Consider the following 16,108-nt stretch of genomic DNA (forward strand, 5'->3'; position numbering starts at 1 on the left):
ACTTTTCTTCATTGTTTATTTCACCAGTAGATGTTGGCGATCAAGAACGTTGGTAATCGTCCGATACCAGTGGTCAGAAACGCGGGCTTTATCTTCTGCCCATTCCAAGTATCCGCGACTTTGGAAATAACGCACGATACCAATGACTTCAGCAATACTTAGCTGAGTACACTTAGACAACTCTTCACTAGAAGCCACCTCAAGCTGAACGATAGAACGCAGCACTGCCAGCATAGGCTTAGGCATCTGTTCGAGATCTTGCGAGTCAGGAACATGGAACAAATTGACATTAACCACTCCCGTTTCTTTATTGCGGTTCAAAGAACGGCGGAAGAAACGCAACGCAACCGTAGGGTTCCCGTCGGAATAGTGCCAAAGAATACGGTAAAAACCTTGTTTCGCACGTTCGTCATCGCTGGAATCATCCTGATCCCACTGACGGGGTACGACAAGCCCTTCAAAACTGACAGGAGATTCAATCTCTCGGTTAATCCGGCTATCAAGCAGTTTTACCATCTGCTTCTCATTCCAGCGAGGAAGAACCGTAACCCAGTCAAACAACAGACGTTCACCACGCGCTCTATCAACGAAGCGCCAGTTCGATTTCTCGATGGCCATAATCACACGGTGATTTTTCTTAGAGCGACGAAGTAGGTTGGTGAGCTTCATTAAACTGTTTAGTCCACCGACCATAGGTTTTACCAAACGTTGAGCGTTATCTATTGCAATCAGATAGGTTTGTTCACTCTTACGCAAATGGGAGAGGATTTGAATCTCGGATGACTCCGCTTCTAAACCTAAGCTTAACGCCAGCAGTTCAAGCAGTTCTGCGTAGCCTGAATAAGGGCAGTTCAGATACAAAGGTTCAGCATTCTTTACCTTATGCAGCAAGGTATAAAGTAAAGTCGTGGTGCCGATACCACGTTCACCCGTAACAACGCAGATTGCCGGACTGTCGGACAGCAAGTAGCGTGATAACATCTTTATTTCGTCAGCGGCATAATCAATCAGTTCGCTATCCATAGAGCCGGGCAAAATATACTCAAAAGCTTCGTCACCTTTTATTCGAACGTGGTTGTGGTCCGAAGCAATACTTTCATTCTGCTTGGCCACTTCAATTCTGAATAGATAGGCGAGGGCCTGACTGAAGAAAGTGTAGTTTGAAAGCGCTGCAATAAGCCGGTATTGCAACGTATGCATTAACAGCCACGCCAGAGTTAAGGTCGTAGCGAATACTCGAACAGCGAACGCATCTTTCTTACTGATGGTCCAATTGACCCAAAGTGGCCTGTCTGATGCTTTTTCCGCATAAGCGAAAATACGTTCACGCCAAAGGTTTAACACCGATACAATCATGACAAAGAACCATGCATACATGGTATTGAGAATCCAATAGTAAATGGTTCCTTTGCCCAATGTGCGCATAGAAAGCTGGAGAATCACACCTGTAATGATCACTGTCCAAACAATACGGCGAATAGTACTTAGCCTTAACGCCATTAACGCTTTATTCGAGGTATGGCTGGTTCTGTAGGTAAACTCCAGAATCAAGCTGACTGCGATAGAACCGCCCCAGATCCACCAAATGAATATTTCGAGAAAAACAAGGTGCTGCAAACTCTTAATTTCAGCGAGCACTTGCAGCGAGAAAGTTATCGCAATCAACCACGCAATTGCTTTATTTGCCTTACTGGCATACCAAACAATACGAGCCCAAAGCGAAGGTTCTGATTTGTCTTTTAAATAGGTGTTGCGAAACAGCTCAATGAGTCGCTTACTGTGTCTTAGCCACCACACCAATAAAAAGTAGATAAACAGCACCTTACACACCGACCAGATAAAAGGTACAGGGGAGATGAGCAAATCATCGATGAGAGATTGAAAACTGCGTATCTGGAAATAAAACAGGTATTCGGCGCTCAGTTGAGCCACCTTCCATTCTTGTTTGAATTGCAGAACACCAGTCGGGCCAAATCCGGTAACTTCAGCACTCGTCTGCTCATCGGCCAAACGAAGTAATTGCTGCTTTGAATGGGTTAAACTTACCTGAGTGAGATAGCTTTGTTCCAAGTTAAACCAATTGAAGTCATCATCTTGATTACGGTAGGCAACTAAAGCCTGTGAGAAATCATTAATGTTATTCGATTGAAGAGAGAGTGTTGCGTGCAACAGTCTAGAGACCTCAAGATATTCATTTTTGGTCATGAACAGAGAGTCTGGCAGTTTTTTTATCTGCTGCTCGATTTCTACAGCGCTGCTGTTCGCTGTTGGCGTTGTGTTGATATTATCAACATCCCATTCGGCATGGGCTGCTTGTCCACTTACTAGCCAAAACATCAAAAAAAGACGTAACAAATTTTGCATATGCGTGATCGTTAAAGTAAGCCATTGATTTCATAAAACAGTGTAGATCGTATATCCGGTTTTAGATACAGATATCCAGACTAAAAAATGCAATCAAAATAACGCAGTATCAAATCTGATACGTCCTTGTATGCAAGGTTGTATAAAGAGTTTTTACTTTTTTGGAATAGTCATTTGTTGAGCAATTGAATCTGTTATTCAGATTCATCTGCCAAATGACCTTTAACATCAAATTCTAATTTCTCAACGCCACTGTAGACCTGAAAGCGATGTCCTTTTGCTCGGGCAATGGTGGTAATGCCAAACTGATGAGCAAGTTCCAACCCCATTTGTGTCACGCCAGATCGAGATAACAAAACAGGTATGCCCATTTGAGCAACTTTGATGACCATTTCTGAGGTTAATCTTCCGGTGGTGTAGAAGATTTTGTCATCACCAGTTTCACCTTGAAGCCACATTTCACCCGCCAAAGTATCAACAGCGTTATGACGACCAACATCTTCGACAAAAGAGAGTACAGAGTTGCCTTGGCAAACAGCACAGCCATGAACAGCTCCGGCTGCCTTGTATGTATCATTGTGATGAGTGAGCGCTTCGAGCGCGTCGTAAATTTCAGACTGCTTAATTTCAGTTTGCGGAACTTTGTAACCTTCTAACTGCTTAATGACGTTGCCGTACATAGTTCCCTGACCACAACCAGAAGTAACGGTCTTTTTCTTTAATGCGGGTTCTAAATGTTCTAGCGATTCTTTGGTGACAATGGCAGCGGTATTGGTTTCCCAGTCAATAATAACCGACTCAAGTGCTTCAGGATCGTTAAGGAAACTTTGGTTCTTCAGATAGCCTAAGACAAGGGCTTCAGGACGGGATCCTAATGTCATTAAGGTGACTATCTCTTTCCAGTTAAGCATTACCGTTAACGGGCGCTCACAGGCGATAGATTTAGTTAAGCGCTCACCATATTCGTCAAAAACTTCAACTTCGATAGTTTGAAACGGGTTTTCACTGGTTTTTATGATTTTAGGTTGTGCCACGTGAGATTCCTGATGGAGTGATCGGAAAACAACGAAACAGCAAGTTTCATTCCATTGCTTTGTTTATTGCGTCGATTAGGACATTTTCATCATTTAACCGCAAATTAATGCGACATTTAACCCATGACATTCGCAAATTTCCAACTAGGCTTGAGTCAATGGCTCAATATTTGCTTTGTGTCACCTTAAACAACACTAACAAAATATACCAAAACAAGAATTGATTAGGTTTCTTATGTCAGAAAAACAAATACAAGCTCAACCTCTTGTAGCAAAACAAACGATGGCAAAAACCGAAAACAGTTGGCCGATAAGCTGTCGTTTAAAAGAACATGAGATCACTGCCGGAATGTGGGTAACAACCCAATGGCAGTTAGTTGGCTTTGATCTAGCTGTAGACGAGAACTCACCGAATGTTGCAACTTTAGAGCTATATAGAGATGAGCGCACAGATTATCGCTTTAACCTCAGCTCCCATAGTCCAAAATTGTTTTTGATTTTAGAACAGCCAGAAGATGGAGAAACACCAAAAATCATTCGCTTGATCGCCTCGCAAAGTGTCGCTGGTCAGTATATGGATGGAGAGTATTTGGTGTTGTCGAATGACATGCCATTGCCTGTGCAAGCTTGGATGGAAGCCTTTATTGGCCGACACGGTGAACTGTTAGAAGTGCGTGGTAAGAAGCGTAAAGGCGCGGGGAGGTCTAGTGGTCAATGATTCATTCTTAACGCGCTGGTCAAAACGCAAGCTTGAGGGAGCGAAAGACGCTCAGGTAGAAGATCCGCAAGCAGGATTGGAAGCTGATTCAGTTAATTCTGATGTTGTTATTGACCCTACAAGCATTGGCCTTACAAACAAAGAAAGATCAGACGAAAACTTATCTGCAGATGTTGAAGCATTACAAGAGAGTAGCGAGCCTCAATCACTTGCCTCATTACTGACTTCGGAAGCCGATAAAGACATTAAAAAAGCCGCACTACGTAAGCTATTTTTCGGCGGCGAGTTTAGTGAAGTGTGCAGAATGAACGACTACGCTCAGGACTTCAGTGCTCTCAAACCTCTTTCACCGGAAATTGCGAAAACATTGAGAGGATGGTTGAAAGAGTCGACCGAAAACCCTGAGCAACAGGAAGAGTTTGAGTCAGAACAACCAGAACTGCTTGCGCAGCATGGTGAAGAGGGTGAGCAAACTGAAGAAACAGCATTAGAGACCCACACTGAACTCTCTGATTTAGAAGGTGAGACAAAAAATACCATATAAATCATAGGTACATTTTGACTAAACGGTAAGTTAGCAGCTGGGACAAATTGTCCCACAAGATAATAATGCCCATAATTAGCTTAGTGTTATCCTTGTATCTTGTTGTAAATATTAAAAAGTCTTCTTGGAACGCTATTTGCTAATGTAGGTTCATATCCAGATAAAAAGTGTGTGGATAAACACTGGAAGCGAGCAAATGCTAAAACAATACTTACAACAATCGACTTCGCAAAATGGAATCGCGCGGTACTCTGCCATTGAAAATACCGTCGAATTATCTAACCTCATTCCTCCTACGGTGAGTTATGAGTCCTCTGGCGATACTCTGATTATTGGGCCTACCAGTCTGATTGAACGTATCGCAGAACAATTACCTCAAGTTCAATCTGTCTCTTTGCTCTCCATTGATGGAGAAAAGGGCAAAGAAGCCAATATCTACTTTGCAGATAGCGTTCAAATTAGTGGATACCTCGGCAGTTTTGATGTGCTGGTTCAAAACCATGGTGTCACAACCAGCCTTTCAAAAGTCGCTATAGGAAAAGATTCGTTCGATATCATCCTTGATATGTCTCTGAATGGCGTCATGACGGAAGAAGTTCCTGTTCCGGGGTATTTCCCTGTAGGGCGAGGCTATCCAAAACTGGCTGATGCACTTGAACAAATCCCAAATTTGGTCGGCACTTTTGATAAACCAAAATATTTCCGACTAGATACAGATTTATGCGCGCACAGTTCACGCGGTGTAAAAGGTTGTGAACGTTGTGTGGATGCCTGTCCTGCGGGTGCGTTATCAAGCGAAGGTTCAGACAAAACAGGTCATAGAATTGAGATTAACCCTTATCTGTGTCAAGGCGTCGGAACTTGTGCCACCGCTTGTCCTACCGAAGCTATTCATTACGCATTACCTACACCTAAAGAGACACAAAAGTTTATCGAACGTTTGCTTAAAAACTATTTTCAAGCGGGCGGTGAAAAACCTGTCGTTCTGATTTGTAGCTCAGAACATGAGACGTATAACCTGATGGCGTTAAAGGCTATGCCCGAAAACGTTATTCCAGTGACGGTCGATGAATTGCCATCCATTGGTATTGATACTTGGTTTGCCGCATTAACCAATGGAGCGACTCAAGTCCTTTTTGCTGCCAGTCGTCGAATGCCGAAAACCATTCAACGTATTCTGGAACAAGAAGTCGCAACCGCTCAGACATTGCTTTGTCAGTTAGGCCTAGCAAAAGAGACAATAAACATCCTCTATTTAGAGTCGCTTCGCGAAGGCGCTCCGAGCCTAATCACCGACGATCTTCAATTACGTTTAGGTGAATTAGAAGGGAACAAGCGTGCCCGTCTATTTACCTCGCTTGATGCACTTGCCGAACAATTCAACATCGAGAAAGTGGCGCAGCCATTAGAAGCCTCTTCCGTTTACGGGGCGATAGAGTGTTCAACCAAAGACTGTACTTTATGTATGGGATGCGTTGCTGTGTGTCCAACAAGAGCGCTTCATCATGAAGGTGATATTCCGGGGATTAAGTTTGTTGAACAAGACTGCGTTCAATGTGGCTTGTGTATCAAAGCTTGTCCTGAAAATGCTCTAACAAGTGTTAAGCAAATGAACTGGGATAAAGCAGCTCGTCAATCGGCGATCACGCTCCATCAGGAAGAACCAGCGAAATGTCTACGCTGCCATAAGCCATTCGCACCTCAATCTATGATCACTATGTTGCAAAACAAGTTACAAGGTCACTCACACTTTGCTACTGCTGAAGCTTTGAACCGTATTGCTATGTGTGAAGACTGCCGTGTGATTGATGTATTTGAGTCTATGGCTAACGACCCAGAACAACAGCTGAGATATTAGGAGAAGGAAATGGAACAGGCACAATCAATGCGTTCAGATATTTATCTGTTATTGGCGACGCTATTTCGCCAAGCGCCTAGCAAAGAACTGCTCGATTTTCTCTCTGAGTTAGAGTTTGAAGATAACGGTACGCCTATGGCGCAGGCTTGGTCTGAAATCGTTCATGCGTCTAAGAATACTAATGTTGAGCAACTGGATGATGAATACCAAGAACTGTTTATCGGTATTGGTCGCGGTGAAGTCGTACCTTTTGCATCTTGGCATTTAACTGGTTCGCTAATGGAAAAACCGCTGGCGGAAATTCGCACACATTTAAGTCAGTTAGGTTTAGAGCGAAGTGAAAATGTGAAAGAGCCTGAAGATCATATTTCAGCGCTTTGCGAAACCATGGCGTATTTGTGCGAACAGCCGGAATCCGTTCAACAATCATTTTTCAATCGTCATTTAGCGCCTTGGTATGAACGTCTTGCTGTTCAAATTACCGAAGCGCAACACACCCGTTATTACCATGCAGTTGCCACGTTAATGCGTGCATTTTTGTCGTTAGAAAATGTGTCATTTACCGAGGCGAAGGTAAGTAAACGTAATACTCACAAAATAGAAGTAAAGAACCTGACTGAATAAGCGCGTAAAGCGCTTTCAGACTTACCTTGTTGGCAACAATAGGGACGAGATAAGGAAGCAATGATGAAAAAACAACAACAAGACATCGATAAAAGCAGACGTGACCTGCTCAAAGGACTTGGAACTGCCGCGGTTGCTGGCGCTGTAGGCGTTTCTCAAAGTGTCAGTGCGCAAGAACCGTCTTTGAATGTACCTACAACTAAAAAAGAAGGTTATCACGAGACACAACACATTCGTGATTACTACGACACGCTATAGGAGCTCGCAGATGAGACTAACTAAACGTTCTGATAACGTAACAAAAGAAAAGAATCAGCTCGGGATTAGCCGTCGTGCCTTCATGAAAAACAGCTCTTTAGCTGCTGGTGGTGCGGTTGTCGGTGCAAGTCTGTTTGCTCCGGGAATGATCAAAAAGGCGCAAGCGGAAGAAGTTGATCGCAATTCCAAAACTGAAGTGAAGCGCACCATCTGTTCTCACTGTTCAGTGGGTTGTGGTATCTACGCTGAAGTTCAAAATGGCGTTTGGACAGGTCAGGAACCCGCATTTGACCACCCATTTAACGCTGGTGGACACTGTGCAAAAGGTGCGGCTCTTCGTGAACACGGCCATGGTGAGCGTCGTCTGAAATACCCGATGAAACTCGAAAACGGCAAATGGAAAAAGATCTCATGGGATCAAGCCATTAACGAAATTGGCGACAATGTTCTAAAAATCCGTGAAGAGTCAGGCCCTGATTCTGTTTACTGGCTTGGCAGTGCGAAACACAGTAACGAACAAGCGTATCTGTTCAGAAAAATGGCATCGCTATGGGGCACTAATAACGTTGACCACCAAGCGCGTATTTGTCACTCGACAACAGTAGCCGGTGTAGCAAACACTTGGGGCTACGGGGCAATGACCAACTCTTTTAACGATATGCACAACAGCAAATCGATTCTATTCATTGGTTCGAACCCTGCTGAAGCGCACCCAGTTGCGATGCAACACATCTTAATCGCCAAAGAGAAGAACAACTGTAAGATTGTTGTTGCTGACCCAAGACGTACCCGTACTGCGGCAAAAGCGGATCATTTCGTCGCTTTGCGCCCAGGTACTGACGTGGCATTTATCTGGGGTTTGCTATGGCACATATTTAATAACCAGTGGGAAGATAAAGAATTCATTCGTCAGCGTGTTTTCGGTATGGATGAAATTCGCGCTGAAGTGGCGAAATGGAACCCTAAAGAGGTTGAGCGCGTTACAGGTGTCAGCGAAGAAGACGTTTATCACACGGCGAAATTGTTGTCTGAAAACCGTCCCGGTTGTGTGGTCTGGTGTATGGGTGGTACTCAGCACACAACAGGTAACAACAATACTCGCGCATACTGTGTACTTGAATTGGCTCTTGGAAACCTAGGCAAATCGGGCGGTGGTGCAAATATCTTCCGTGGTCACGATAACGTTCAAGGTGCAACGGACTTAGGCGTACTTTCTCATACTCTTCCGGGTTACTACGGCTTACTTGATGGTTCTTGGAAACATTGGGCTCGCGTGTGGGATGTCGATTTCGAGTGGATTAAAAATCGATTCGACCAGAAAGAGTATCGTGGTCACAAGCCAATGAACAACATGGGTATTCCCGTATCGCGTTGGATTGATGGTGTGCTTGAAGACAAATCTAACATCGAGCAGAACGACAACATTCGCGCCATGTTCTACTGGGGACATGCTGTAAACTCGCAAACTCGTGGCGTTGAGATGAGAAAAGCGATGCAGAAATTGGACATGATGGTCATCGTCGATCCCTATCCAACGGTCGCAGCGGTGATGAACGATCGTACAGATGGCGTTTATCTACTTCCAGCAACCACTCAGTTCGAAACTTACGGCAGTGTGACGGCATCTAACCGATCTATTCAGTGGCGTGACCAAGTCATTGAACCATTGTTTGATTCGAAACCAGATCACGAAATCATGTATTTGCTTTCAAGCAAACTGGGTTTCGCAGATCAGCTGTTTAAGCACATTAAAGTCGAAAATAACCAACCCGTCATCGAAGACATCACTCGCGAATTTAATAAGGGGATGTGGACGGTTGGATATACAGGACAAAGTCCGGAACGCTTGAAAGCGCATCAACAAAACTGGCACACATTCCACAAAACAACACTTTCAGCAGAGGGTGGACCAGTAAACGGTGAAACCTACGGCTTGCCTTGGCCATGCTGGGGCACGCCTGAGATGAAACACCCGGGCACTCATATTCTTTATGACACGTCCAAAACTGTTGCAGAAGGTGGCGGTAATTTCCGTGCTCGTTACGGTGTCGAGTTCGAAGGTAAGAACCTACTTGCTGAAGATAGCTTCTCAAAAGGAAGTGAGATCGAAGACGGATACCCAGAGTTTAGCGCTAAGCTACTGCAACATCTTGGTTGGTGGGATGATCTTACCCCTGAAGAGAAAGCAGAAGCAGAAGGTAAAAACTGGAAAACCGACTTGTCTGGCGGTATTCAGCGTGTGGCGATCAAGCATGGCTGTATTCCGTTTGGTAACGCGAAAGCGCGTACCATTGTATGGGAGTTCCCAGACCGTGTGCCGCTGCACCGCGAGCCTTTATACACACCACGCCGAGATTTGATTGCGGATTATCCGACTTGGGATGATGCAGAGTCTATCTATCGTCTGCCAACCCTTTATAAATCCATTCAGGATCAGGATAAGTCGAAAGAATACCCAATCATTCTGACTTCTGGTCGTTTGGTTGAATATGAAGGTGGCGGTGATGAGACACGTTCAAACCCATGGCTAGCTGAGCTTCAACAAGAGATGTTTGTTGAGGTCAACCCTAAAGATGCTAACGATTTAGGCTTCAAAGATGGCGATATGGTTTGGGTTGAAGGCGCGGAGAAAGGGCGCATTCACGTTAAAGCTATGGTTACTCGTCGTGTACGTCCGGGAATGGCATTCATTCCGTTCCACTTCGGTGGGAAGTTCCAAGGTGAAGACCTAAGAGGCCGGTACCCAGAAGGTACTCAGCCATATGTTGTTGGCGAGTCAGCGAACATCGCAACCACTTACGGTTACGATCCAACGACTCAGATGCAAGAAACTAAAGTCACACTATGTAACATCCGTAAAGCGTAAGGAGCACCGCGATGGCTAGAATGAAATTCCTATGTGACACCAAGCGCTGCATCGAATGCAACGGCTGTGTGACAGCATGTAAAAACGAAAACGACGACGCATTAGAGTGGGGTATTCAACGTCGACGCGTTGTAACACTCAATGATGGTGAGCCGGGTGAGAACTCGATCTCGGTTGCGTGTATGCACTGTACTGATGCTCCGTGTATGGCAGTTTGCCCAGCAGACTGTTTCGTACACACGGAAGACGGCATTGTTCTGCACAACAAAGATCTTTGTATCGGTTGTGGCTACTGTCTGTTCGCTTGCCCATTTGGTGCACCACAATTTCCTAAGCAAACTGCATTTGGTGAGCGTGGAAAAATGGACAAATGTACTTTCTGTGCAGGTGGTCCAGAAACGGAAGTGGGTTCTGAAGAAGAGCGTAAAAAATACGGTGCGAACCGTATTGCGGAAGGCAAACTTCCAATGTGTGCTTCACTGTGTTCAACCAAAGCGCTTATGGCGGGTGATGCTGAGACAGTGTCAGATATCTTCCGTCAACGTGTTGTTGAACGTGGCGCAAAAGGTGCTGGCTGGACCAATGGTGAAGATCTTTCTTATGACGCAACAAGGAGCTAGTAGCCTATGCGAAATTTAATTGTTCGCGCTGCTGGTCGAGTGCTGCCTTTACTGGCAGCATTGCTGTGCTTGGCTTTTGCGCCTGCGTTTGCAGAAGAAGGTGGCAAAGCCGTAAATGGCAAGGCAGATGTTGCGCAGAGTGAAATGAGCCAACTTGCTGGTGCTGATTACTGGCGACAAGTTCGTCAAGGTGTGTCTGGATATACCACCTCTCAGTCTCCTGAGCATGGTGTTCTGATCAGTAAACCGGGCGAAACGTGGTTTATTTTGAAAGAGAAATGGATGTCTCCAGCGGGTGCTGTCGCGATTTTCGGTAGTATTGCTTTGGTTATTCTGGCGTACGTGATTGTTGGCCCAATCATGTTGAGCAAACCAAGAACAGGGAGAAAATTAAATCGCTGGTCGCGACTAGATAGGGCGCTGCATTGGTCTATGGCGTTTACTTTCTTAACGCTGGCGTTCAGTGGTTTGATGCTGGTTTACGGAAAGCATTTTTTGAAACCTTACATCCCAACTGACTTATGGGGTTATATCGTTTTCGCTGCAAAACAGTATCACAACTATGTCGGGCCTCTGTTCTTTGTACTGCTAGTGTTTATCCTGCTCAAATGGTGGCGTAAATCACTGTTCACTAAAGTGGATGTTCAATGGGCAATGAAACTGGGTGGAATGGTCGGTAAGCATAAAGGTACACATCCATCAGCTGGGTTCTCTAATGCTGGTGAAAAAGCGGTTTACTGGTTGTTGATTGTGTTTGGTGCCTTCGCTGCTGTGAGTGGTTTGTTCCTTGATTTCCCTATCTTTGGTCAAACTCGTCGCGATATGGAGATGTCTAACCTTGTCCACATGTTCTCGGCACTGATTTTAATCTGTGGTTTCGTGTTCCATATCTATATTGGTTTGTTTGGCATGGAAGGCGCATTAGAAGGCATGGTCACGGGTAAAGTTGATGAGACTTGGGCGAAAGAGCATCACGATTTATGGTATGAGGAAATGAAAGCCAAAGGAGAAATTGAAGAAGCGGATGCCGTTTCCAACAAGACTCAATCTCCGCCAATGGGGGAGCCAATGCATGACAAGCGCTAATACTATGCAAGCTTCGGATAACAAGTCAGTGTGGTTCGTTTACATCGCTAATTTGTTAACTCCGTTTACCTGTCTAATCTCTGGCGTTATCGGCATTATTTATGCCGGATATCGTCTGGATAAAAACGAGGATGGGGAAGTCGCAAATTCTCACTACTATGGTTTGATCCGCAGCTTCTTCCTCTTTTTGACTTTCTTTGTGGTATTGATTGTCACTGTCGCCACTACCAACGGGCTTATCATGGGCGTTAATCGTTACTGGTATGCACATTCATGGTTAACGACCGTTGGTGGCGCTATTCCCTATGTCGGAGCATTAATCGCTTTGTTTGCTATTTCACTTTGGTTTGTGCGAATGATTAAAGGGATGCAGCAGTTGAGAAACAATATTCCTCATGCGCCCTCTAAAGGGCCAAACCTATAAAACTGATTGGAAATTCTCACTGAGAGTCAGAATGACATGAATGAATTATCAAACGGTTAATTAGGTAAATCAGAATGGGCGAAAATAGTTTTTCTCACACAAATAGAATGAACATTTTCGCACCATTCATACTGTGTACTAAGGACATGTTACTTCTGGTAAATACTTAGGGGATACCCTTCGTGATTTCATGTATACAAAGCATTGCCAGTATCAATCACCGTAAACATGGTATTGCCCCAAAGTTGCTTAGCTCTACAATCTTGACTCGTTACGCTTGTCATTTATTGACCTACATTCTGTAATGGTAAACTATGTACATAGTTTACCATGGTGTGTTAGACCGACAGATTCCTCTAAGCGAATTAGGTTTGGATAGCCGGCAGATTTCTACAGTTCTAATTAGTAAGTTACTAAATGATAGAGCAAAAGAGGCAAATCAACATGATAGAGAAAAAAAACAAGAAAAATAATTTCTCCAATGAAATGTATTTCAGAGCAAAGGCATGCGGGCTAGGTTTTTTTTCCATATTAATGTTGATGTTTTCTATGATTGAACCTAATTTTTATTTACTCGTGTTATCTGCTCCATTAACTTTTTTTTATATATTAGATAGAAAAGTTAGGTACTTGTTACATAGTTCTAGCACCTTTCGATATGTAACTACACTAGTGTTAATGTTGTCTTTAATAGTCATTTTTATAAGGTGGTATAAAGACCTTAATATATATTATGTTGTTGTGTTTTTAGGGGGGGAGTGCTTTTTATACTCGGTTTTTTTAGCTAGGAAGTTTGTTTATATTGAGTAAAGCTAAAGAAATATTATGGATGAATTATCTCATGTTGGAGATATATTTTTACAGGAAACAAATGAAGTTAGGCCTAACCTTTTTCTTGGCGAATTTTCCTATATTATAAGTAATTCATTGATTGCTAATTTAGCAAGGTCACTGACACACTTTTGTCCAAAACCTTGCTACGTAGCAACGAAAAGGTGATATCTAATCTATAGATGTGAAAGCTCTTTTAATTCATCTATCGCCATAAATTGTCCATGTAATATTTGTTCCACATACCATATGTAAAAACCCGAATGTACCGTCAGATTCATAGCCAATAGAGGCTAGCTATAAAATTCTCACTGAACCACCCGTGCCAGTTTCGGGTGATTTTTGTACAACAATAGTGCGCACTAAATTGGTTCACACGTACCAATGTGGTGCTATTTATTGGCAAAAATCCTATTTTTTATCACTCAAACATTCCTACCTTTAAAATTAATATTGTTAACAATCAGTTGGTTAACGTGTTTGTTATTCCTGTAGTCCCAAACTGGAATACATCTTGCTCGTGCAGGGCACAAACATAATAAATTCACCAATGTTGTGAATTGCAAAACATTTGGCACCTAGTTGGTGCGCTTTTTTATTCTGCATGGAGTGTAACGAGAATGACTCAAACCGAAAGTCAGGTTTATGGAGCTGTACAAGCCCTGACCCAAAGTTCAGATACTTTATTTTTGCTGCTTGGCGCCATAATGGTGTTTTTAATGCATTCAGGGTTCGCATTTTTGGAAGTAGGGACGGTTCGTAAGAAAAACCAAGTTAACGCATTAGTAAAAATTCTAGCGGACTTTGGTGTATCAACTATCGCTTATTTCTTTATTGGTTACTGGATTGCCTATGGCGCGAACTTCTTTGCTGACGCTGAAACATTGGCTCAAGGCAATGGTTATGAGTTAGTTAAGTTCTTCTTCCTACTGACGTTTGCCGCCGCTATCCCAGCAATTGTTTCGGGTGGTATTGCGGAACGTGCGCGATTTTATCCGGTTCTCATTGCTACGTTTTTCACTGTTGGTCTGGTTTATCCTTTCTTTGAAGGGATCATCTGGAACGGAAATTATGGAATTCAAGAAGCATTCGAAAATCGTTTTGGCGCAGGTTTCCACGATTTTGCCGGTTCAGTTGTTGTACACAGCGTCGGCGGTTGGATTGCACTGGTTGCTGTGTACTTCCTAGGAATGCGTAAAGGTCGTATTCGCGCCGGTAAACATACCAACTTTGCACCTTCAAACATTCCATTTTTGGCGCTAGGCGCATGGATTTTGTGTGTTGGCTGGTTTGGTTTCAACGTCATGTCAGCACAAGCGATAGCGGGCATTAGCGGCCTTGTGGCGATGAACTCGTTGATGGCGATGGTTGGCGGTATCCTAGCTTCGCTTGTAGTTGGCAAAAACGACCCAGGCTTCATTCATAACGGACCTTTGGCTGGACTCGTCGCCGTGTGTGCGGGCTCTGATATCATGCACCCGCTTGGTGCATTAGTGACAGGCGTTATTGCTGGTGCGCTATTCGTATGGCTATTCACACAACTGCAAAACAAAACCAAGCTTGATGACGTACTAGGTGTTTGGCCGTTACATGGTGTGTGTGGTGCTTGGGGTGGCATTGCAGCAGGTATCTTCGGTCAAACGGCTCTAGGTGGCTTAGGCGGCGTTAGTATTGCTGTTCAAGTATTGGGTACTGTGTTAGGTATCCTTGTTGCTCTTGTTGGTGCATTCGTGGTTTATGGGGCGCTGAACGCTCTAACAGGGCTACGCCTATCCGAAGAAGACGAGTTTATCGGCGCTGACTTGGCTGTACACAAAATTTCTTCAGTCAACGAAGAATAACTTCTCGCTTTATTTTAGTATTCGAGCTTTAAACAAGAGCAGGCCAATGGTCTGCTCTTTGCTTTTCTGAATCACATAACAAGTAATAAGTACTAAAATTAAGACTATTGTCTAACGGCAAAAACTACAGATGAGTTTGCTTCAGTGCTAATCTAGCCAAAAGCTATTCAGAATAAGGATGTTGTATGAAATTTCCGTATCGCAATGTTGTTGTGCTAACAGGCGCTGGAATCTCTGCAGAATCGGGTATTCAGACCTTTCGGGCTCAAGATGGACTTTGGGAAAATCATCGAATCGAAGATGTTGCCACGCCAGAAGGTTTTGCTAAAGACCCAGATTTGGTTCAGGACTTTTATAATCAGCGTCGCCGCAAACTTCAGTCTGATGCCATTCAACCTAATGCGGCGCATATTGCTTTAGGTCAGCTGGAAAAAGAGCTCGATGGCAAAGTCACCATCATTACTCAGAACATCGACAACCTGCATGAGCGCGGTGGAAGCCAAAACATTATTCATATGCACGGTGAGTTGCTTAAAGCGCGTTGCAGCGTCTCTAATCAAACCATAGAACAAAAGGGTGATTTGTTGACTGGTGACCTCTGCCATTGTTGTCAAATACCTGCGCAGATGCGTCCACACATTGTTTGGTTTGGTGAAATGCCGTTGAGAATGGGAGATATCTACTCAGCATTGGAAGAAGCTGACTTGTTCATTTCAATTGGTACCTCTGGCGTGGTTTACCCCGCGGCAGGTTTTGTACACGATGCAAAAATGCACGGAGCACACACAATTGAGATAAATTTAGAGCCCAGTGCGGTGGAAAGTGAATTTGCTGAAAAACGTTATGGAAAAGCCAGTATTGAAGTCCCGCGTTTAGTTGAAGAAATTCTTGAACTTCAACAACCAGATTTCAAAGTCGGTAATCACTAGTGAGTAATACCACCAAGTTTTTTGTTCCTAAAAGAATGACCCGTCCTGATATGGGTTGACACATTTTAGTTAAAACGCTCGGTGTACTTCATCGGGCGTTTTGTATTTTAA

Annotated in this window: 13 protein-coding genes; 11 read left to right on the forward strand and 2 right to left on the reverse strand. The window is 43.8% G+C overall.

The window, feature by feature from the left end:
• Window positions 1–15: 15 nt before the first annotated feature.
• Window positions 16–2,364 (reverse strand): AAA family ATPase, encoded by a 2,349-nt coding sequence (locus ACRQQK_RS05970; RefSeq protein ID WP_457510431.1) that lies wholly within the window; start codon window positions 2,362–2,364, stop codon window positions 16–18.
• A 194-nt stretch (window positions 2,365–2,558) separates the two neighbouring features.
• Window positions 2,559–3,398: a formate dehydrogenase accessory sulfurtransferase FdhD gene (locus ACRQQK_RS05975; RefSeq protein WP_457510432.1), complete on the reverse strand. Its 840-nt coding sequence runs from the start codon at window positions 3,396–3,398 to the stop codon at window positions 2,559–2,561.
• Window positions 3,399–3,681: 283 nt separating this feature from the next.
• Here ACRQQK_RS05975 and ACRQQK_RS05980 point away from each other — a divergent pair, with 283 nt between their 5' ends.
• The 11 genes from ACRQQK_RS05980 to cobB all read left to right on the forward strand — a co-directional run bounded on the left by ACRQQK_RS05980 (window position 3,682) and on the right by cobB (window position 15,997).
• Window positions 3,682–4,116 carry a DUF3305 domain-containing protein gene (locus tag ACRQQK_RS05980; RefSeq protein WP_457510446.1) on the forward strand — a complete coding sequence of 145 codons (435 nt, stop codon included), beginning with the start codon at window positions 3,682–3,684 and terminating at the stop codon, window positions 4,114–4,116.
• The gene (locus tag ACRQQK_RS05985; RefSeq protein WP_457510433.1) at window positions 4,106–4,660 is read left to right on the forward strand and encodes a DUF3306 domain-containing protein; all 555 of its coding nucleotides are present in this window, start codon (window positions 4,106–4,108) and stop codon (window positions 4,658–4,660) included. Before ACRQQK_RS05980 ends, ACRQQK_RS05985 begins: the two co-directional genes overlap by 11 nt.
• 196 nt (window positions 4,661–4,856) lie before the next feature.
• A complete protein-coding gene (locus ACRQQK_RS05990) occupies window positions 4,857–6,518 on the forward strand; it encodes a 4Fe-4S dicluster domain-containing protein (RefSeq protein ID WP_457510434.1) in 1,662 nt (553 codons plus the stop codon).
• Between the two features lie 9 nt (window positions 6,519–6,527).
• On the forward strand, window positions 6,528–7,142 hold the full coding sequence (locus ACRQQK_RS05995) for a TorD/DmsD family molecular chaperone (RefSeq protein WP_457510435.1): 615 nt from the start codon (window positions 6,528–6,530) through the stop codon (window positions 7,140–7,142).
• A gap of 63 nt (window positions 7,143–7,205) precedes the next feature.
• Window positions 7,206–7,400, forward strand: a complete 195-nt coding sequence (locus ACRQQK_RS06000) for a twin-arginine translocation signal domain-containing protein (protein WP_457510436.1) — start codon at window positions 7,206–7,208, stop codon at window positions 7,398–7,400.
• Window positions 7,401–7,410: 10 nt separating this feature from the next.
• Entirely contained in the window at window positions 7,411–10,266 is a 2,856-nt protein-coding gene (locus tag ACRQQK_RS06005) for a formate dehydrogenase subunit alpha (protein WP_457510437.1), read from the forward strand.
• A gap of 11 nt (window positions 10,267–10,277) precedes the next feature.
• Window positions 10,278–10,886: a formate dehydrogenase FDH3 subunit beta gene (gene fdh3B / locus ACRQQK_RS06010; protein ID WP_042482336.1), complete on the forward strand. Its 609-nt coding sequence runs from the start codon at window positions 10,278–10,280 to the stop codon at window positions 10,884–10,886.
• Window positions 10,887–10,892: 6 nt separating this feature from the next.
• Window positions 10,893–11,972: a formate dehydrogenase subunit gamma gene (locus tag ACRQQK_RS06015; RefSeq protein ID WP_457510438.1), complete on the forward strand. Its 1,080-nt coding sequence runs from the start codon at window positions 10,893–10,895 to the stop codon at window positions 11,970–11,972.
• Between the two features lie 4 nt (window positions 11,973–11,976).
• Window positions 11,977–12,396, forward strand: a complete 420-nt coding sequence (locus ACRQQK_RS06020; RefSeq protein WP_337164528.1) for a hypothetical protein — start codon at window positions 11,977–11,979, stop codon at window positions 12,394–12,396.
• Window positions 12,397–13,847: 1,451 nt separating this feature from the next.
• Window positions 13,848–15,068: an ammonium transporter gene (locus ACRQQK_RS06025; RefSeq protein WP_457510439.1), complete on the forward strand. Its 1,221-nt coding sequence runs from the start codon at window positions 13,848–13,850 to the stop codon at window positions 15,066–15,068.
• A 185-nt stretch (window positions 15,069–15,253) separates the two neighbouring features.
• Entirely contained in the window at window positions 15,254–15,997 is a 744-nt protein-coding gene (gene cobB / locus ACRQQK_RS06030) for a Sir2 family NAD+-dependent deacetylase (protein ID WP_457510440.1), read from the forward strand.
• Window positions 15,998–16,108: the final 111 nt, after the last annotated feature.

This window comes from Vibrio sp. C8 (assembly GCF_054051265.1).

Bases quoted from the DNA above. Each gene is read 5' to 3' on its own strand.
- ACRQQK_RS06000 (WP_457510436.1), top strand. From the start codon at position 7,206: ATGAAAAAACAACAACAAGACATCGATAAAAGCAGACGTGACCTGCTC.
- cobB (WP_457510440.1), top strand. From the start codon at position 15,254: ATGAAATTTCCGTATCGCAATGTTGTTGTGCTAACAGGCGCTGGAATC.
- ACRQQK_RS06020 (WP_337164528.1), top strand. From the start codon at position 11,977: ATGCAAGCTTCGGATAACAAGTCAGTGTGGTTCGTTTACATCGCTAAT.
- ACRQQK_RS06005 (WP_457510437.1), top strand. From the start codon at position 7,411: ATGAGACTAACTAAACGTTCTGATAACGTAACAAAAGAAAAGAATCAG.
- ACRQQK_RS06025 (WP_457510439.1), top strand. From the start codon at position 13,848: ATGACTCAAACCGAAAGTCAGGTTTATGGAGCTGTACAAGCCCTGACC.
- fdh3B (WP_042482336.1), top strand. From the start codon at position 10,278: ATGGCTAGAATGAAATTCCTATGTGACACCAAGCGCTGCATCGAATGC.
- ACRQQK_RS05995 (WP_457510435.1), top strand. From the start codon at position 6,528: ATGGAACAGGCACAATCAATGCGTTCAGATATTTATCTGTTATTGGCG.
- ACRQQK_RS06015 (WP_457510438.1), top strand. From the start codon at position 10,893: ATGCGAAATTTAATTGTTCGCGCTGCTGGTCGAGTGCTGCCTTTACTG.
- ACRQQK_RS05970 (WP_457510431.1), bottom strand. From the start codon at position 2,364: ATGCAAAATTTGTTACGTCTTTTTTTGATGTTTTGGCTAGTAAGTGGA.
- ACRQQK_RS05980 (WP_457510446.1), top strand. From the start codon at position 3,682: ATGGCAAAAACCGAAAACAGTTGGCCGATAAGCTGTCGTTTAAAAGAA.
- ACRQQK_RS05990 (WP_457510434.1), top strand. From the start codon at position 4,857: ATGCTAAAACAATACTTACAACAATCGACTTCGCAAAATGGAATCGCG.